This is a genomic window from Nostoc sp. C110 (genome assembly GCF_043099725.1).
Taxonomy (GTDB): Bacteria; Cyanobacteriota; Cyanobacteriia; order Cyanobacteriales; family Nostocaceae; genus Nostoc; species Nostoc muscorum_A.
In genome coordinates this window covers 1,975,349-1,994,670 of sequence record NZ_CP171148.1, presented here as the reverse complement: position 1 = coordinate 1,994,670, position 19,322 = coordinate 1,975,349, and the positions used below count along the sequence as shown (strand labels likewise).

At 41.8% G+C, this 19,322-nt stretch carries 15 protein-coding genes and 2 pseudogenes; 10 read left to right on the top strand and 7 right to left on the bottom strand.

From position 1 onward, the window contains the following. The first annotated feature begins 102 nt into the window (after nucleotides 1-102). Nucleotides 103-945 carry a hypothetical protein gene (locus ACFFRD_RS14140; protein ID WP_392482027.1) on the top strand — a complete coding sequence of 281 codons (843 nt, stop codon included), beginning with the start codon at nucleotides 103-105 and terminating at the stop codon, nucleotides 943-945. Then, nucleotides 927-2,256: pseudogene (locus ACFFRD_RS14135) on the top strand (O-antigen ligase family protein). Before ACFFRD_RS14140 ends, ACFFRD_RS14135 begins: the two are co-directional and overlap by 19 nt. Nucleotides 2,257-2,923: 667 nt before the next feature. Here ACFFRD_RS14135 and ACFFRD_RS14130 read toward each other — a convergent pair. After that, nucleotides 2,924-3,070, bottom strand: a complete 147-nt coding sequence (locus tag ACFFRD_RS14130; RefSeq protein ID WP_392482026.1) for a DUF6888 family protein — start codon at nucleotides 3,068-3,070, stop codon at nucleotides 2,924-2,926. Between the two features lie 235 nt (nucleotides 3,071-3,305). On the opposite strand from ACFFRD_RS14130, the gene ACFFRD_RS14125 reads away from it, so the two are divergent. From ACFFRD_RS14125 to ACFFRD_RS14115, 3 genes are all read left to right on the top strand, one after another. After that, entirely contained in the window at nucleotides 3,306-3,827 is a 522-nt protein-coding gene (locus ACFFRD_RS14125) for a Ycf51 family protein (protein WP_114082367.1), read from the top strand. Between the two features lie 683 nt (nucleotides 3,828-4,510). Further along, complete coding sequence (locus ACFFRD_RS14120) at nucleotides 4,511-5,701, top strand: iron-containing alcohol dehydrogenase family protein (protein ID WP_392482025.1); 1,191 nt, start codon at nucleotides 4,511-4,513, stop codon at nucleotides 5,699-5,701. Continuing rightward, nucleotides 5,698-6,930: an aspartate aminotransferase gene (locus ACFFRD_RS14115; protein ID WP_392482024.1), complete on the top strand. Its 1,233-nt coding sequence runs from the start codon at nucleotides 5,698-5,700 to the stop codon at nucleotides 6,928-6,930. The genes ACFFRD_RS14120 and ACFFRD_RS14115 overlap by 4 nt, the downstream gene beginning before the upstream one ends. Before the next feature lies 1 nt (nucleotide 6,931). On the opposite strand, the gene ACFFRD_RS14110 is transcribed toward ACFFRD_RS14115, so the two are convergent. Continuing rightward, on the bottom strand, nucleotides 6,932-7,081 hold the full coding sequence (locus tag ACFFRD_RS14110; protein ID WP_392482023.1) for a hypothetical protein: 150 nt from the start codon (nucleotides 7,079-7,081) through the stop codon (nucleotides 6,932-6,934). A gap of 170 nt (nucleotides 7,082-7,251) precedes the next feature. Here ACFFRD_RS14110 and ACFFRD_RS14105 point away from each other — a divergent pair. Continuing rightward, nucleotides 7,252-7,314: pseudogene (locus ACFFRD_RS14105) on the top strand (hypothetical protein); the annotation flags it as partial. Between the two features lie 192 nt (nucleotides 7,315-7,506). Here the strand turns inward: ACFFRD_RS14105 and ACFFRD_RS14100 are convergent. Together ACFFRD_RS14100 and ACFFRD_RS14095 are read right to left on the bottom strand one after the other, a co-directional pair. Continuing rightward, the gene (locus ACFFRD_RS14100; protein ID WP_392483070.1) at nucleotides 7,507-8,406 is read right to left on the bottom strand and encodes a DUF4351 domain-containing protein; all 900 of its coding nucleotides are present in this window, start codon (nucleotides 8,404-8,406) and stop codon (nucleotides 7,507-7,509) included. Between the two features lie 65 nt (nucleotides 8,407-8,471). Next, entirely contained in the window at nucleotides 8,472-10,217 is a 1,746-nt protein-coding gene (locus tag ACFFRD_RS14095) for an IS1634 family transposase (RefSeq protein ID WP_392476359.1), read from the bottom strand. Between the two features lie 409 nt (nucleotides 10,218-10,626). On the opposite strand from ACFFRD_RS14095, the gene ACFFRD_RS14090 reads away from it, so the two are divergent. Then, the gene (locus tag ACFFRD_RS14090; protein WP_392482022.1) at nucleotides 10,627-11,178 is read left to right on the top strand and encodes a hypothetical protein; all 552 of its coding nucleotides are present in this window, start codon (nucleotides 10,627-10,629) and stop codon (nucleotides 11,176-11,178) included. Between the two features lie 266 nt (nucleotides 11,179-11,444). Here ACFFRD_RS14090 and ACFFRD_RS14085 read toward each other — a convergent pair whose 3' ends face one another. Together ACFFRD_RS14085 and ACFFRD_RS14080 are read right to left on the bottom strand one after the other, a co-directional pair. Further along, nucleotides 11,445-15,173 (bottom strand): PAS domain S-box protein, encoded by a 3,729-nt coding sequence (locus tag ACFFRD_RS14085; RefSeq protein WP_392482021.1) that lies wholly within the window; start codon nucleotides 15,171-15,173, stop codon nucleotides 11,445-11,447. A 1-nt stretch (nucleotide 15,174) separates the two neighbouring features. Then, complete coding sequence (locus tag ACFFRD_RS14080) at nucleotides 15,175-15,429, bottom strand: DNA-binding transcriptional regulator (protein ID WP_114082362.1); 255 nt, start codon at nucleotides 15,427-15,429, stop codon at nucleotides 15,175-15,177. A gap of 656 nt (nucleotides 15,430-16,085) precedes the next feature. Here ACFFRD_RS14080 and ACFFRD_RS14075 point away from each other — a divergent pair. Then, a complete protein-coding gene (locus ACFFRD_RS14075; protein WP_392482020.1) occupies nucleotides 16,086-17,126 on the top strand; it encodes a 1-acyl-sn-glycerol-3-phosphate acyltransferase in 1,041 nt (346 codons plus the stop codon). A gap of 336 nt (nucleotides 17,127-17,462) precedes the next feature. Here the strand turns inward: ACFFRD_RS14075 and ACFFRD_RS14070 are convergent, their stop codons facing one another. Then, nucleotides 17,463-17,927, bottom strand: a complete 465-nt coding sequence (locus ACFFRD_RS14070; protein ID WP_392483069.1) for a GNAT family N-acetyltransferase — start codon at nucleotides 17,925-17,927, stop codon at nucleotides 17,463-17,465. Between the two features lie 281 nt (nucleotides 17,928-18,208). Here ACFFRD_RS14070 and ACFFRD_RS14065 point away from each other — a divergent pair, with 281 nt between their 5' ends. Further along, nucleotides 18,209-18,715 (top strand): hypothetical protein, encoded by a 507-nt coding sequence (locus ACFFRD_RS14065; protein WP_392482019.1) that lies wholly within the window; start codon nucleotides 18,209-18,211, stop codon nucleotides 18,713-18,715. Nucleotides 18,716-18,941: 226 nt separating this feature from the next. Next, entirely contained in the window at nucleotides 18,942-19,268 is a 327-nt protein-coding gene (locus ACFFRD_RS14060) for a DUF6464 family protein (RefSeq protein WP_392482018.1), read from the top strand. The last annotated feature ends 54 nt before the right edge of the window (nucleotides 19,269-19,322 follow it).

The window sequence follows — 19,322 nt, the reverse complement described above, 5'->3', positions numbered from 1 at the left end:
GGTCATTAGGTTATTATCAAAGGACAAAATTACTACTAATGACTGCTGAAAGCTAATAGTAGAATAAGGTACAGAAAGCTGCACGGAAGGGAGGAAGGGAAATTGGATGAAATGAGGGCGGCGCTAGAGTTAGCGACCGAAGAAGAATTGCAAGATTTAACGGCAATTTTATTTAGTCGTAAGTTCAATCCCCTAGACTATGTACACACACCCGAACCCATCGAAGTGCAAAGCCAAGACCGTAAAGCTTGGTTAGATTCACTAGAGGGACGCTTTCGCTTTTTGGCGGCAGATGGGATGACAGTATTACGAGGACGTACAGGCCAGGTAACTTACCGACAAGCCTTAGTTCAAGTATGTAAGTATCTAAAAATTCCCTATTCTCATCAGCTGCCAACTATTGATTTAGAAGCAGAAGTATTTTTGCATCTCTTAGGACAGGTATGGAAAAAATTACCTGAACAGGAAAAGCAAAAATTGACTCTCAGAGTGCAGCGTCACCTTGTGCAATCAGAACTAAAAGAACCGCTACCACTTTTATTACAGCCTGACCCCTTGGGTTTGCTTTTCAAAGGCGGTGGTGCGATCGCGGTTACTTCACTTCTCCAGCCACTTGTACTTAAGCAAATTGCCCGTCAATTTGCCATCCACTTTGCTACTTATGAAGTAGCAAAACAAGCGGCGATTACAGGCACAGAAGCAGCTGCAACGCAATTTCAAAGCTATGTAGCTATGCAAATGGCGCAACGGGGTATGACAGTGAGTGCAGCTCGTTATGGGGCAGCCCGCACGATGTTTGCCGTGATTGGGCCAATGATGTGGACTTGGTTTTTTGCAGATTTAGGGTGGAGAGCGATCGCTACTAACTATGGTCGGATCATTCCTACTATTTTCGCCTTAGCTCAAATTCGCCTCACTCGTGAGGAATGTTGGGAGCCAGCTTGAACAAGGTTTCTGATTATTTCAAGTCTCGCTGGCGATCTTCTTGGAACTACTCTCTATGGGCATTGTTAATCTTCCCATTGAGTCCATTGTTGGGGGCTGTGACTATTGGTTTTGTCTCATTAATAACTTGGCTGAAACAATCCCACAAAATTAATCGCCGCCCCCTCAATTGGGGATTTGCCCTTTTGAGTCTGTTGCTGATCGCAAGTGCTGGATTTGCCGATGACAAGACAGCAGCTTTCCTTGGCTTATTTAATTTATTACCATTCTTTTTACTTTTCGTTGCCCATAGCGCTCTCATTCAAACCTTTGTCCAATTGCGGCAAATGGCTTGGGTTATAGTGATCGGTTCCATGCCGGTAATAATTCTTGGCTTGGGGCAGTTATTTTTAGGCTGGAGTTTGAAATTAGAGATTTTGTGGGTTGTATTGAGTTGGACGATCGCACCAGGAGGAAATCCACCAGGTCGCATAGCCTCACTTTTCTTGCACGCTAACACCTTTGCCGCTTATCTAACAATAGTTTTCATCCTTAGCTTAGGGTTGTGGCTAGAACAATGGCGATTGTATCGAGGATTGGGTATTAGGAAGAATTCACTCCCCTTGATCTTCCTAACCGTAGCGGTGATTACAAATTTCATTACCTTGATTTTCACTAACTCACGCAATGGCTGGGCGATCGCTATTTTTGCCTGTTTAGCTTATGCACTCTACCAAGGCTGGCGCATTCTTGTAGGTGGTGTTGCTGCGATCGTCTCTAGCGTGCTTTTGGCAGCTTTTGCTCCGTCGCCAGTCGCTCAAATTTTTCGCCGGGTAGTTCCTGCCTTCTTTTGGGCAAGGTTAAATGACGATATGTATCCAGATAGACCAGTCGCTTTAATGCGAAAAACTCAATGGGAGTTTGCCTGGTCTTTAGCCAAGGAACATCCTTGGACTGGTTGGGGATTACGCAGTTTTAGTGGACTCTACAAAGCACAGATGCAGATTCCCTTGGGTCATCCCCATAATTTGTTTTTGATGTTATCTGCTGAAACTGGTTTTCCTAGTACTTTTTTATTTTGTGGCTTACTTGCTTGGATTTTGATTACAAGCGTGCAATTATTACGAAAGTCTAAATATATAAATACAGAAGATAGATTGATATTTTTCAGTTATCTTCTGGCCTCTTATTGGTTGGGTTCTATTGAATACAGTAGATGTAACCCTCTTCGATTTTCGTTTGAATGTAATTTCATGGTTAATTTTGGCTGCCATTTCTGGAGTAGTACATCGTTATAAGCAACAATACAGACTTGAATCTCATCCAAATTAGTTAGACGTGGATAATAGCTATTAGTTATTTTTCAGTGTATGCACTGGGGACACTTCGAGTTTTTAGTTAATAAGATTACTATGTGAGTGTGACTAACACTTAATTAGTCACACTCGATGTTGCTGATTGTTGGGAAGGTGTAAGGACAACCCTTTGGGGTTTTCTTGCATGACGGGCATCTCTTGTAGATGCCCTTTTGTATATTTATTATTTTTCTTCAGTTAAGCACAAATAAAAAAATATTCAATTTGACGAAATATCTGAAAAGATTTTAGCTTTAATCAAGGAATGTCAGACATGGTTACTGAAATTAAAGTGGAATAGAGATGCTGATTGGCTAGGAATTATTGATAGTGTTCAAACTAAGTTCAAACATCTATAAATTCCCATATTGTCTCTGTTGACATACTCCCCGGCGTGTTCGCCCTTGGCGTTCCCGTTCGCGCAGCGTCTCCGTCAGGAGAAGGGTACGCACTCTTAAGAAGGAGTAATGAGTAATAAGTAATAAGTAATGAGTAAATACCCATTTTTCATCCACTCATTACTCATTACTCCTTGACGAGTTACTTTAAAGCATTGCGTGAAGCACGGGGTTTCAGACCCATATTTTTGATGAGGCAATACTGTTCTGAATAACTTAGGAATAATGTGAATTTTCACTATGGCTCTAAGCCTTGGCGACGTTTTTCTTGGATGACTTTACGATGTTATCTGTTCGCTCATCTAAGGTAACTAGGTAAATCGGGAGATACATTTGCGTTAGCCAAGTCAAGACTCTATATAACTGTTTCAATTGTTCTGAGGTTGGCTCCATTTCACCACTAAACTTAGGCTAAACGCAAGTTTAAACTTTATTAAAACTACGATGTCTGGCGACAAGCCGCAAATCTTGAAGATGCTCCCCGTAGCTTGCTTCGACCTAGAAGTACGCATCTAACCACCCAATATTCTGATTAGCATTAAAGACATACGATAACCCTTATGGTGTAAGCTCTCGGTAAAATGGGTATGTCGGTGACGAAAAAAAAGACGCATCCATAACCTACCTTATGCTCACAACAGCTAACTTTCTTCAGTACACCCAATGGTCAGGTATCGCTACCTTGGTATTCGCTGCCTTAACAGTTTTGGCTTTTATTCTCAAATGGGGCATCCGCTTTCGGCTGGTGGGTACGACTGGCTTTATGCTGGTGCTGACAGGTGGTTTATTTGCACTGTCGATAGTTCCCTTGAGTCGGGCTGTGATTCCAGGAGCGACGAAGTACACTCTAGTTTATGACAATGGCTCAACACAAGCGGTTATTACTACATCGCCCAAAATTACACCTACGCAATTAGAAGCAACTTTACGTCAAGCAGCTAGTAATCTATTTTCTTATGGTCGTTCAGGTACACGGGAAGACGACAAGTTGACAGTTCGCGCCCGCGTGATTATCCACCCAGAAACAGGGGTTTCTGTACCAGTTTACTTGGGTGAGGCCAAGCGATCGCTAGTTTCTCATCAAAATTCACCAGTCACAGTGGAAATTTACACAGACAAATTCGCCCAATTGCCAAAATCTAACGCTTAAGGGAATGGGGAATGGGAAGGAGGCAGAGGGAGCAGGGGGGACAAGGGGACAAGGGGACAAGAGGTGATAACTTGAAACAAGTCTTTCCCCTTGTCCCCAATTCTCCTTGTCCCCCCTGCTCCCAATTCCCAATCCAATGCTTGTTATCAGAATGACATAATTTCTTTTGTATTTACCGATACATTAATAGTTATTATTAGATTAAGATATTCACACTTTCGTGATTCTACTGTGGAAAAAGCTCGATCAGCCTGCGGGTAATGGATACTAACAGTTGTGATTTGTCAGTTGTTATTGTAATTGCCACTATTGACATTTTTACAATTTTTTGCAGCCAAAGGAAACGGCGTGGGAGCGGACATCGATCTGTAAACCCTAACGCATCTATCCATAGCTGAAATGACCATCGACAGACGATTCAGTTCTCAATCACTTTTCTTGAGAATCTGAGAGTGGTAATGTTAGTTAATCATACGGTTATTCAAAACTTTGATAGTTCGGAATTTCAGGCTAATGGACATCACAGATTCAAGCAACGTCGTTAAATGGCTTAACCAATTAGCGATTAGATCGGTTAAAACCTAGTTGATTCAGATGCAAGTTTGTTGCCAGATGGCAACAAGTATCTTTGGTTGCAAGTCTATTAGATTAAGAAATATCAAGGTTTTGGCAAACTAGATTATATGTCTAATCAACTTTCTACTCAACCTTCTTTGTCTACTCAAACCTCTAGTTTATTATTTACGCTCACAGTTGCCCCGGCAAAAGTCATCCGTGGTTCTGGGGTGTTGCAAGCAGCCGCAGCAGAGATTGCCTGTTTGGGAAGTCGTCCCTTAATTGTGGCAGGTGAATCGACTCTCGCCATCAGCCGAAAGAATTTGCAACCAGTTTTAGAAACGCAACAGTTACATCCTGTCCAAGCTTCTTATGGTGCAGATTGCTGCGAAGCTAGCCTGAAATCTTTACAGAAGAAGGCAAAAGAACATAAAGCTGATGTGATTATTGGTGTTGGTGGCGGCAAAGCCTTAGATACAGCGAAATTACTCGCACAGCAGTTACAGTTACCAGTGGTGACAATTCCGACATCAGGGGCTACCTGTGCAGCTTGGAGTGCCTTGTCGAATGTTTATTCGGAAAATGGGGCATTTCTCTACGATGTGGGGCTGTCTCGTTGTCCCGATTTACTGATACTCGATTATGACTTGATTCAAACTGCACCACAACGAACTTTAGTAGCTGGAATTGGTGATGCGATCGCTAAGTGGTATGAAGCCTCAGTTAGCAGTGGGCATTTGCAAGACACTTTAATTATTGCTGCGGTGCAACAAGCAAGAGTTTTGCGAGATATCCTCTTGCAAAAATCAGCCGCAGCTTTGAAGGAACCAGGTAGCGAAGTTTGGCGAGAAGTCGTAGACGCAAGTGTTTTATTAGCTGGGGTAGTTGGAGGACTTGGAGGGGCGCAGTGTCGCACAGTTGCTGCCCATGCCGTGCATAATGGTTTAACTCATATTTCAGGACATGGCAGTATTCATGGCGAAAAAGTCGCTTTTGGGATTTTGGTGCAATTGCGTTTAGAAGAGATGCTACAAGGCAATCAACTAGCAGCATCAGCACGACAACAGCTGTTAAAGTTCTACACAGAAATTGGACTACCCCAAAAATTAAGTGATTTAGGATTGGGCAATATTACATTAGGTGAGTTACAAACAGCCGCCGAAATTGCTCTAGTTCCTAATTCTGACATCCATCGACTACCATTTAAAGTCGCGCCAGAACAGTTGATGGCAGCAATGGTTTCCACCACTGCACCTATAGATAGTAAAGACATGAATCGAGTTTCGCCCAAGGGAATCAGTGACGAGGTTGAAGAATGAGTTTAAATTGGATTGTCCCAGCAGAACGCATACAAAAACTACCACCTTATGTATTTGCCCGTTTAGATGAACTAAAAGCGAAAGCACGGGAACAAGGGTTAGATTTAATTGATTTGGGTATGGGAAACCCCGATGGTGCAACACCAGCACCAGTTGTAGAAGCGGCGATCGCAGCCTTGAAAGATCCCGCCAATCACGGTTATCCGCCCTTTGAAGGGACTGCTAGTTTTCGTCGTGCCATCACTAATTGGTATCATCGCCGTTATGGTGTGGTTCTCGATCCCGATAGCGAAGCCTTGCCATTGCTGGGTTCTAAAGAAGGATTAACCCATTTAGCGATCGCCTACGTTAACCCTGGTGATTTAGTTCTGGTTCCTTCCCCAGCTTATCCTGCCCATTTTCGCGGCCCGGCGATCGCAGGCGGCAAAATTCACAGCTTGATTCTGAAACCAGAGAATGACTGGTTAATCGATTTAGCTGCGATTCCTGATGAGGTTGCCAGACAAGCTAAAATTCTCTATTTCAACTATCCCAGCAATCCCACTGCTGCCACAGCACCCCGCGAATTCTTTGAAGAAATCGTCGCCTTTGCCCGCAAATATGAAATTTTGCTGGTGCATGATTTATGTTATGCCGAGTTAGCTTTTGATGGTTATCAACCCACTAGCTTGCTAGAAATTCCCGGCGCGAAAGATATTGGTGTAGAATTCCACACCTTATCTAAAACCTATAATATGGCTGGTTGGCGCGTTGGTTTTGTGGTGGGGAACCGCCATGTAATTCAAGGTTTACGGACACTAAAAACTAACTTGGATTACGGCATTTTTTCTGCCTTACAAAAAGCAGCTGAAACCGCCTTGCAATTGCCAGATGTCTATTTGCACGAAGTACAACAACGTTACCGTACCCGCCGCGATTTCCTGATTGATGGGTTAGGAGAGTTGGGTTGGGATATCCCCAAAACCAAGGCGACAATGTATCTTTGGGTGAAGTGTCCCGTTGGTATGGGTTCCACTGATTTTGCCCTGAACGTGTTGCAACAAACTGGCGTTGTTCTGACTCCAGGTAATGCCTTTGGGGTTGCAGGTGAGGGTTATGTCAGGATCAGTTTGATTGCCGACTGCGATCGCTTGGGTGAAGCTTTACATCGCTTCAAGCAAGCTGGTATTCGCTATCAACCTGAAAGCGTAGTTTCTCCTTCAGGAGCGATCGCTGATCTCGTTAGTTGATTCAAGGAAGAATTTCCTCCGTAAATACCTCTCTGACATATTCCATTACAATAGGTGAATGGGTATAGCCACCAACCTCTGTCTCAATTAAAGAACGCCTAATCAAGCTTTCTACAGCATCAAACAGTTTTGCTTTAGATACAGTAGGCACAATTTTGGTGTGTAAATAACTAAATAGTAGTCAATTCTTGATTTATTTGTAGCCAGTACATTACCTGCTGTTCCAAAGCCGAAAGGCGATGGAATTGCTGCTCAATTCACCTTTGGTAGCCGTACCTTTGTTGCTATAATGCAACAGCAGGGTTTAATCAGGCTACTGATGCCATCATTGAGGTGACAGGATTCACTGGAACTATTGAACTCAGTAATTTTACAATAGTGTGATTTGGTAATGGAAGGGGATAGAAGTATTAGATCCTCCATAGCCCTGCTTACAAAATAGGGGAATGAAACCCCCTTTTTAAGGAGAGTTGGGGGATCTACATTTTGGACAACTGCTGAGAAACCGCTTCAAAATGATTCAAAACATGATCGTGTTCATATCAACTCCCTATCATGATCACTTACCTATTGAAATTAACTTTGCGCTGACAACCAGGTTACTAAATCATCTAAATTAGAGAAATCTAACTGGGCATCCACCAACGTCTCCAACTGGGGAATCGATAAACTGGTAATTCTCTGCTCTAAATCAGGAGCAATTTCCCCAAAGCGTCGCCGGAGTAAGCGAAGTAGCAATGTCACCTCTCCTTCTTGTCTTCCCTCTTGCAACCCTTCTTGTCGCCATTCTTCTCGTTGCTTAAGATAAGCTGGTGATAAGTTCATAATCAACTCCCTATCCTCATCATTTACATTATCTTTCACCTCTATATTTTTGCGCCAAGAAGCTAAAATCTCTAGCAGTTGATCCCATTTATAACTTCCTTCTGACAGTTGAACCAACTCTTCTACCGCCTGTTTTTGCGTCCTTCCCTTCCCTAACACCCTTAACCAAAGAGTATCTTCAACAACAGGTAACTGATTAATGGCTACGATCGCTCCTTTCAACAATTCTGGCAGAAAATAAACCCCCTCAACCCAATTCTCTGACTCTTGAATTTTCGCCTCAAATCCGTTCAGCATCCTAGAAGAACAAGAAGGAGTTAAGATCCATAAACATGGCAATTCTCCCTCTGACAAAGACCGTTTTGCTTGTCGTAATAAATCTCCATGAACCGTATATAACTTTAATAAACAACTCCTAATTTCTACTTCACTGGGAGCATTACGGAACGGTTCAAATAGACAACTAGTAGCAGCCATTTTCGCCAATAAACCTAATTCTGATGTATTAGATGAGGACGTATTGGGGACAAACCAAACATCTATCTCACGAACTTCGCTTTTAACATCTTTGCTGGTTTCTACTTTACCTAAAGAGGTTAACAACTCCTCTAGATATTCCTTGGCGAATTGGTCATGGGGTTGTCGAGTCATGAGATTATGAATGCCGACATTGTTAATTTCTGGACGTTCGCTCATTTTGACCTTGTGAGTGAGAATTATGTCTTACAGGGCTTAAGTTCAAGCTCATAAATGGATTCAGGGATTTTCATCAATAAAAGAATCTGTTTTTGAAGCTGGTTAATAGGGGTAATGAAGACCGTAGAATCAGGGAGGAAGTAAAGAGTTAGGTGACAAAAAGCCTTAAGCATTTGTTCGGCAGAAGGACGAGGAGTTTTTCGTTTGGGATTGCCATCATAAAGACCTTGCAAAGAATCTTCAGCTTGTTGAAGTGCCTGCCTGACAACAAACTCCATAAGGGTAAAAACGCGCAAAGCAATGTTTAATAAAAACATCAAGCCAGTGATTCGGTTTTGATTCTGGAAGTAAATCGGTAAAGCAGGCAAAGAACCCCTTTTAAAGCGATGAAAACCGCGTTCAAGAAGCCATTCGTCTCGGTAATACATTACCGACTCAGATAAAGTTAGCTGTTCGGGAGGTGCATTAGTTACGTACAATCGCCAACCAGCCAAAATTTCTGCTTCAACAATTGCACTATCAATTTTCTCAATTTGGAGTTGAAGCCGTGTCGAAGTAACCTGTTGTTGTAGAGTATTTTTTGAGGGTCGTCCTCGTCTTTGATGGCGAGTTTCTGTTCGTGTTTGTTCTGTAATCGTAGTTGAGAAAAAATCAGTAACGCGATGGCGTTTGAGGATATTCTCAACCTTATAAGTAAGCACATCTAGCTCGGTTCCTGGTTTATTGGCTAATTTCTCCAAGGCAAGTTGAGCTTGATTGATGCGTTTGTTTTGACTATCAATCGCTCCTAGAGCAAGCTTGTGGGAATAAACTACCAAATAGCGTTCGTGCCAACGAACCCATTTATTTGTTTCTGGATTTAACCAAAACTTACCCAACTCAACCTCAAAACCTTTACCAACAGCAGTTTCTTGTTCTTCTTGTTGGGGTAAACGAATATCGATGATTTCTGTTGATGATTGTTTTACCCATTGTTTGAGCAATTGGGGGTTTTGTCCGCTCATTGGCAAGGGAACACAGTAAAATCCTCCATTTAATGCGATGTTGGCACGGGTTGAGATCGAACCAGCCTTACAGTCAGCGATGAAGACAAAATGTTTGTGCCCAATTACTTTTTGTATCTTTTGCCAGGTGGGAAAATATAAAGGGTCATCGGCTCCATTGCCTTCAAGAGTGGCGCTGACTAAGGGCATTCCCATCGGGTCGAGCGTTGCTAGTAACTGACGATATTGCAATAAGTCTGGGCGTTTATCTTTGGAGTAGCCATGACGCAATAGATTGTCTTCTAGATGACTTGTGTTTTCATGATTTACACTGAAGCTTGTTGTGTCTGTGCGTGCAATTTTTGTCGGTAATTCGTATGCTCTAATTATCTGCCTTCCTAATTTAATTTCTATTTCTTGTCTAGCAAGTGATTGCTTGCCTAATTCTTCTACTACCCTTCCCAATCGGTCATCACTGACATCTTTGTTTCCTATCGACCACCCCGTTGTCAATTCCAAAATCTTTCGATGTGTTTCTACCCATTCTTCGACTGCACATAACCGATGGTCTGATTGAGTGATTATATACGTTAGTAATAATACACTCAACTGCCCGTAGCTCATTCCTTGGTGGTTTCCGTGCGGCTTCTTCAGTTTTTGGTCGATATGTTTGGCTATCTCTATCTGAGCAAGCCATTTAACTATTAATGGAATATCGTCTATCCGCTCGGAGCTTATTTTTACTTCTGTCTCACTCATCGATGCACCACCACCTGACATCATCCTCTACTCAAACTACCCCCAAATCCACTCTCATCAGGAGTTGCTTCAAAAATCCTCTTAATCATTACCCCTCAAGGAATTAATTCCTTTGACTGCCTTAAAATCAGCGAACGCACAGTAATTTTGCAGTAATTAGTATTTTTTCATATCCGGGGAGAATATTTTAATGAATGCAAAGGTTTCGGGACTTCTGGTAAAAAAACATCCTATCCCTGCATTTGGGTAGGGGAGCAAGGTCTTGCGTTCCTACCGCGTGGTCTATGGTCTTGCGCCCCTACTGTGTGGTCTATTTACCTGAAAATAGCTGTGAGTTGAAAATTATCCTGATTAACGGCCATAAGCAGTGTAATTACTAAATACAGAGTGTTCTAGAAGTTACAACACTAGTTGATTTAGTATAAACAATTTTATGTTGTCTGATTTAGATTTAGTTCGAGAGTTCGTATGCAACTCTATCCAGAAAAAAGATATTTTATTGGCAAATCGTTCCTTAACAGCACAAACAATTTATAACACTAACCATCTAGCAACAAAGGCTGAAGGAATAATTGCCACTGCCCAACTAAATACCACACAAACGGAATTCTTGATTTTGTCTAATTCATCCCATTGGGAATTACTAAATCAGGCTTTGCCAGAATACAATTATCTCCTTAAAGGAAACATAGATAGTCGTGGTTTCTATCACTATCAATACTGCCAAATCCCTCAAAACTATAGCTTGCAATGTACTAAATCTGTCCTTTTATGGCGAGCTTGGTGGAAATATCGCAAGAATACTTTACAACGAGGAATTACATCGGATCTTTTAATCCAGACAAGAGATTCATGGTATCCTATCCTAGATTTAACCATTAGTAAGGGACTGCTGTATGTAAAAACTTTAGGAAGTGAGATAGAAATTCATGCAGATGACCTAGTGATTTGGTTAAGCAAAATTGAAGCAAGTTCTCAAAATTAGTCATTAGTCAAAAACTTCACCCCTAACTCCTGGTCTATCACATTAATTTTGCTGGGTTAACTCATTCTTTATTTCTCTTCCTTTGTGTACTTCGCGTCTTCGCGGTTCGTTTTTTTAACCCTCATAACTAATGCAATGAACCACTACTAGTGGTCTATCGCATTAGTTATGAGTGGTGAATACGCTTGTAGTGAGGACTTTAGTCCTCAAATATTCAAGCACTAAAGTGCTTACTACAAACCTAGCAAAATTAATGGGACAGACTACTACCCCTCATAAATTAGGTTAGCGATCGCTCGAACTAATTTAGCTGGCTCTACAGGTTTGGTGATATGCTGCCCAAATCCGGCGGCGATTGCCTGTTGGTAGTCAGCCTCACCAGCATAAGCTGTAAGAGCGATCGCTGGAATTGTCCCTCCTTGTTCTGGTGACATCGCTCTGATTTGACGCATCAACATATAGCCGTCTATTTCTGGCATTCCAATGTCGCTTAACAGCAGATTTGGTTGGAACTGAGGCATAGTTTGTAATGCTTCCACAGCCGATGCTGTCTGATTTACCACCGCGCCAGATTGCTCCAAAATAAAAGCAATTAACTCTCGCGTATCACGCTCATCATCCACAAGTAGAACTTTTACCCCATTTAGATTGGGCAAATCATCAGGTTGTATACGAATCTGGTGGCTATCTGGGTGAATCTTAATCGTTGGTAGCATGACTGTAAAAGTTGCTCCCTGTTCTTCGCCTAAACTTTCTGCCTTAACTGTGCCCCCATGTAGCTCGACGATGTGACGAACAATAGCTAATCCTAATCCCAATCCCCCGAATTTTCTCGTAGTTGCACCATCAGCTTGTCGGAAGTAGTCAAATACGAATGGTAAAAAATCTGGGCTAATTCCCTTACCTGTATCACTGACTCGAAGTTGAACCTGAGAACCAACAGACTGTAAACTAATTTCTACCTCTCCACCTTGAGGCGTAAACTTAATCGCATTGGAAAGTAAATTCCAGATAACTTGCTGCAATCGACCAGAATCACCAGTTACGAGGAATTTTGCATTGCACCTTTGGGATGCTGGAAGCGTAACTTGGATTTGGGATTGGAGATTATCAGATTGGTTGTTAAAATCGATAGATTCTAAATTCCCGTGAGAATTTTCTAATCCAAAATCTAAAATCGTAAATTGCAAATTGATAGATTTAGCTTGGGCAGCTAGACGCACAGTTTCTATTGCAGATGCGATCGCAATTTCCAGATTTACAGGAGCAATATTCAAACTCAGCTTACCTTGTAAAATGCGAGAGACATCTAGCAAGTCTTCAATTAGTTGAGTCTGAAGCTTGGCATTGCGCTCAATGGTTTCGAGAGCGCGAGTGGTGGTTGCTTCATCATACTTTTTAGTTTGCAGTAACTTTGACCATCCCAAAATCGGGTTTAGCGGCGTGCGAAGTTCGTGAGAAAGAACCGCCAAAAATTCATCTTTAATCCGGTTCGCTTGGATCAATTCTTCTTTGCGTCGCTGTAACGAAGTCATTAACTCAGCGCGTTCCAAAGCAACCGCTATCTGATCGGAAGTTGCTTGTAGTAAGGCAATTTCCCCAGAGTTGAAGTGAGTACGGGTGCGGCTGGCAAAGGAGAGGACACCAAGCAGCTTTCCCTGAGCAATTAAGGGTTGACCTGCATAAGCTGTGATTTCTAAAGACTTGAGGATGTGGGCATTTGGATGAGTAGAGTTCAGCACATTGTTGACGACAATTTGACGGCGTTCTTGCGCTATTAGTCCGCACATCCCTTGATTAAATTCCAGGTATTCAATTGCTTGAAATACTTCATCAGTAATACCATTCCAAGCTACTAACCGAAGTTTCTGCTGATTTTCGTGTGTCTCAATTAGATAGTGGAAGTAAAAATGCAAATCCATTTGCGCCGAAAGTTTACTAAACAAACTGTTCATTAAATCCAACGGACGCTCGGTTGAAAGCAAATCACTGGTGGTTTCAGAGAGCAGTTTGAGCCTTTCACTGCGCTCTTGCAAAGCAAGTTCTGCAAGTTTGCGTTCACGAAGGATGCGTTCGCGTTCGGTGATGTCAACTGCAACCCCTCCTACTAGACGTTGCCCTGTCGCATTTGCAATGGGAAATTTATATACCAAAAATTCCCCTAGAGTGCCATCTGTGCGTGGGGCAGACTCGATGGTTTCAACAACCTGATTCGTTTGGGCAACTATTCTAATGTTATCAAGTAAGGGTTGAGCGATTTGGGCTGGATATAGGTCAAAAATGTTTTTATTAATCGCTTTTTTGGTTGCTACATCGAATATGGTCAGATAAGTTGGACTGAGGTAAAGTATACGCCCGTCTGCATTCGTAATCCATGCTGCGGCGGGAATATTGTCCATAAAAGCTTGAAATTGCTCTTGACTCTGACTCAGCGCTTTTTTAGCTTGCTTGAGGTCACTAATATCAAGAATAAATGCAACTGAGTTCTGCCCAGATTCTCCTAAAAGAGAGTAGCCAACTACAACTGGGACAATAGAACCATCTTTGCGAATACATTCCTTCTCATAAGGTGTACAGGTTCCCTTTACTGTTGCCTCGGCAATAGCCAGTTCATCTAAATATTGATACTCAGGAGGCGTAATATCACTCCAGCGTAGTCTACCTGCCTGAATATCTGCTTGGGTATAGCCCACAATTCTCAAGAATTCGTCGTTGGCTTCAGTGATACTACCATTCACATCACCAAAGATAATGCCAACTATATTTGCTTTAAGAAAACTTCTGAGTCGTTCTTCACTTTCTTGGACTGCTTTCTCTGCTTGCTTGCGTAAGTAAAGCCCGTCGTAGACATCGCTAATATCTGTAGTGCTGCCAACAATGCGTACTGGTTTTCCATCAGCATCCCGTTGCACCACTATTCCTTGATCGAGTACATAGACGTACTGGTTATCTTGGTTGCGAATGCGATACTCAGCAGTATAGCGATCGCTATTTGCCAAAGCGATCGCCGACTCCTCTTGTACGCGCGGCAAATCCTCTGGATGCACAAGTTCTCGCCACCAATTACCTGTTGGTTCTGCAATATCGAGAGAATAACCCAAAATTCGGGTTAACCCATCGGTTCTTTCAACGGTATCCTGTACTACATTCCAGTCATAAATGAGACAGTTAACCGCCGATGCTGCTAACTGAAAACGCTCGTTAGCTAACCTCAGACGTTCTTCCTTCTCGTGCAAGATTTGTTCGGCTTGTTTGCGTTCGCTCAAATCAACAACAAAGCCAATGACAGTTTCTTCACTGTCTTCCACGAGGACAGAACCGAGCAAAACGGGAACTCTTGTGCCATCTTTGCAGATATATTCTTTCTCAAAGGGTTTACAGACTCCGGTTGTTCTCAGTTCTTCCACTGAGCGCTCACTCAAAAGCAGATACTCAGGTGGGGTAATCTCACGCCACTTTATTTGGTTAGCCGCCAAATCTTCTCGCGTATAGCCGACCATTTTTAGAAAAGCATCATTTGCTTCTATGATGGAGCCATTCTTCATATCAGTGACAATAACTCCAATGATGTTGGATTCTGCCAGTCTGCTAAACCGCATTTCGCTATTTTGCAACAATTTCAGGCTTGTCTCGGCCTTGCGTCTGGCAGTTCGCAACTCTGAAGAGAGGGCGGTAATTAAGAAGGATACTAGTGAGAATGTGGTTAATTGTACTAAAACGTTTAGGCTGAGAAAATCGAACGAGTAGACTGGCTCCAGCAAAAAATACAGCGCAGTTGTAACAGATAATGCGATCGCTAATACTCCAAGTCTCATGCCGCCGTACCAAGCGCTGACTGCCACAGCAGCATAAAATAATGTAAATACGCTCGGATCAAAAACTGGTAGCAATAGTTGTGTCAGCAGCAGCGCCGCTATGACTGCCAGAATCATCACGCCATAAGTTAGTAACCAAGAGCGAATCATCAAAAATTTTTCGGATACTTTCAGCATCATCTTAAGAGTCCTCCCGTTGCTCCGCTTTCAGGAGATACTCGTTCAGTAGTCTTTTGCCTGGTTCGCCCATCTTCTGTAACATTTCTTCAATCAGCTTTAGTGCCATCTGTGAAGGCACTGTAGATCCGTTCTCCCAGCGATTGACTGTTCGCAGGGAAACTCCCAACTTGGCTGCAAATTTTTCCTGAGAAAGATCCAGTTGCTGCCGAAGTTCACGGATTAAATCTGAAATTTTTAGTGGCTTTTTTAGTTCCATAATAGGAAGATTAGGACAAGTGTCTTGCCATCTGGCTCCAACTTGAGGAAGAATTTAAATAATCATTAGTTGTTATCAATTTCATCTTTTGGCGAAACACCAATATCATTTATTAGTCTTAATTACTTGTTATTCACTGATTTAACTCCTCTGCCACAGTTCTGATGAATGCTCACTGTTGTAAGGTTGTGCGACCTAAGAAGCTAACTATAAAATAAATATTAAATTTTCTTGCTGTGTGATGCCAAAATAGTATAATTGCCAAGCAATTTGATGATTTTCAAGCATTACGCATTCTTGCAAATTTATGGAACGTTAAATTGCTATGCTTCATACAGAACTTAATTTTTTACATTATAAATATTCTCTTGAGCGCAATAAGAGAATAAAGAAACGAACCGCATTAGCACAACGCCTTGCAGAGAAGAACGCAAAGGGAAGACAGTTATAAAGGGTTTGTGCCTTAGTTCCGTGGATTTTTGAAAAATGGGGATGCTCCCAACGTAATCGTTGCGTGCTTATTCCAACAGAATAATTTCTCTAAACCTTTTTGTCATTAGTGTTTGAGATGCCCTTATCCTGAGTCAGATACCAATGGCAAAACTATAAAGCTATAATGCACTTTTAATCAAATGTTTGCCTGAACTTTAACCGTTTTGATTAATCAACACTCCCAAAACCTCCTCGATACTCAACTGGAAAATGCACCAGGTGAAGGCTATATATTTAGCTGGTTTGATTGGTTTTGTCTTTGGTACCCTCCAGGCTGGCTAATTTTATTTAACCGCCATTGGCAGCACTATCATACCGATACAGACGGTTGGAATTGGCTAGAATATGGACTATTTTTAATTCCTGGCGGATTTTATCTAGCGATGCTGATTCGCTGGTTGCGTCTTGGTTTCCGTTCACCCCGAAAAGAACTTGGTGAATTTGATCCCAAATATCAACAAGCCTTTCGCAAAGAAGTTCTCGGCCCCATCGTTAAATACTATTTTCGGGGAGAATTAAAACAAGTCGAAAACTTGCCGCAAACAGGGCCATTGATTGTGGCAATGAATCACGCAGGGATGAGTTTTCCTTGGGACTTTTTGACTTTGGGTTATTTATTAAGTGAAGCTAGAGGATGGGTGGTACAACCCGTAGCAAGCCCAGCATTATTCGATCATCCTTGGGTTATTTGGTGGCTACCGCCTAAATGGTCGCAGGTTTTGGGTGGTGTGCGAGCCGAATTAGATGATTTTGAGGCAGCTATGGCCCAAGATAAAATCATCTTATATGCACCCGAAGGTATCCGTGGCCCTCTGAAAGGTTGGAAAAGACGCTATCAACTAGAAAAATTTGATGTGAGTTTTGTTAAGTTCAGCGATCGCTATCATATTCCCATTCTCCCAGTAGTTTGCATCGGGAGTGAGTTTTTACATCCCTGGGCTGTTAATTTCCAGAAATTGCAACGACTAGTCAAATTACCATTCTTACCTGTATCGCCTTTGATGTTTGCCTTAATTCTGTTTCCTTCAATGGGAATTTGGGCAATGAGAACTCGCTTGCATTACTATATTCAGCCTTTGGAACCAGCAGAATTACACAATTCAAACAAAGGGCGGACAGAAGCTTATCAGCAAGCACAACAATTACGAGAAAAACTGCAATTTAAAATTAATTCAGAGACTATTGATCGAGTAAATCTATCTTAAGTAGTGATTAGATGTAGGTTGGGTGGAGGCTTTACGTAACCCACATTCTGATATATGTTGGGTTGCGCTCCGCTTCACCCAACCTACAATTTTTTTGCAATATTTTAGCCCAATACGGTTCAGTTAAGGCTAAAACTCTGTCACCAAAGTCGTTTTTTTAACGAACCACCAAGGCGCAGAGAACGCAGAGAGAAGAAAGAGATGCTTAACTGAACTGTATTGCATTTTAGCCTTGCCGCTCCAGTAGTGTGCGTTATAGTTTTAGCCTTCAGTTATTGAAATAAATTTAATACTATCAATGGATTTAAGTCAATCTTTTAGAAATAATTTACTTAATTAATAAATTGATTTTTCCATAATAAAATTTGTCAGCTTTTGCCCTCTCCGTTCCACCTCTTGCTGTTTCACAACAATAAAATTCTGGCTTTCAAAAAACGGTTTAGCTGTAATACTAGCTTCTGTAAATAATCTTTCAATTCCTAAAGCTTTTGCTTTGGATTCAAGCTGCTCTAAAATTTTTTTACCAATCCCTTTTCTTTGAAAATCTTTATGACAGTAAAAACGGTCAATATGGCCATTAGCCTCTAATTCCCCAAAACCGATAATTTTACTATTCTCCTCTGCTACATAAGTAAACTTACTTGATAAACCTTTTATCCAAAGGTCAATATCCATATTTGCTGGTGCCCAAGCATCTACTTGTTCTTGTGTGTAATCATGAATATTCACTTCATGAATAGTGTCGTAGAACAACTTCATAATTTCTTCGGTATCAGATATTTGGTATATTCTTAATCTCATTTTTTCAAAAATCAAATATGAATTCTATAGAAATATTATCAGCGCTGGCAAATATTTTGCCTTTAGAGAATGTTTGGAAAGTTGAGCGTTGCTGAATTAAAAGATGATTCTTGTGAAGTGGGCATCCTGCCCGCCCGGAAATACAAGGGACGCTCATATTGCCCATCCCACAAAATAGTAAAAATTCCTCAGATTAAATCTCGTATAAAAAATTTATAGTACAAATATACTATTTTGCTGCTAAAATGCCTTAAAAGTCAGCTAGCCTTACTTGAGGTAGTATGAAAAAAATCTTAGACACGGACAAAAAGCCCATTTTGCTGAAAGTCTCGCTGTTACAGCCTACACCTGTAACTACTACAATAGTGCCACTGCAACCCCAACAGGAAAAAATCATCAGTGAACGAGAGCGTTTGATAACACAAGTAGAGCGCATCAATCAGATGGCGGGAGAGTTGGAAGCAGCGATATTGGAGTTGAAAGTGATCGCTAACACACTGAATAGTCAAAAACGTTACCCACTTTTGAAGAAGGAGCTAGGTAAACAAATTTGTCAGTATTTCGCAATTAGTGTCCCTTGGGTGAAACGAAAACCTGACGAATCATTTATTTTGACGACGCGAAAAGTTGATTTATTCCGAGCCGAAAGGGAAGCCGCACTGCTAGCACAGCAACTTCGTCAGCAAACCAAAAAAAGATTAGCATCGCAGCGACACAGAAAAAACAAGAATGGGGCGGAGACTGACACAAGACACTTGTGCAAAAAGGCATTAGTCAACAAATCTTAAAATTATCAACATTCAACGGCAGTTCACGCCTGGGGTTGTAACAGTTATGCTGATTGAAGTGGCAGAAGGAACTTCTTCGTTAAAATTGCTAGATACTACACTGCCATTGCTAATCGCCACCAACTATGGTTGCAATTAGGCAAAACTGCCCTAATATTTGCACTTCCGTAAACCAGAGTGCAACATCAGGGACAATCAATCAGCGCACAGAAGAGGTAAAAAGAAGGTGTTAAAGACACTTTTAGTAATTGCCGTTGGTTTTTTACCGTCCCTGATTTCTCTGTGGGCGATCCGCAAAACCCATGAGCGATCGCGCCTACGGATGAGGCAAGCAGCCATGAATTTTTCAGTAGTGCAGGGACGGCAAAACCTTAGACCGATTGACAGCGATCGCTATTATTTAGAAGGGGTAGGTTATTTAATTGGCGATATCAGCTGCAAATTTAATGCCCGCTCTGGTTATATGCGTTGTGCTGTCAATCCCGACGGCCCATGTAACGGTTGCCGTCACTACGAACCCAAAGGATTACCTGGTAGCGAAAAAGGGGTTTAAAAGTGCTTACTTAGGATTCAACTAAACTGATGGGGAATGATAAAATCATTACTA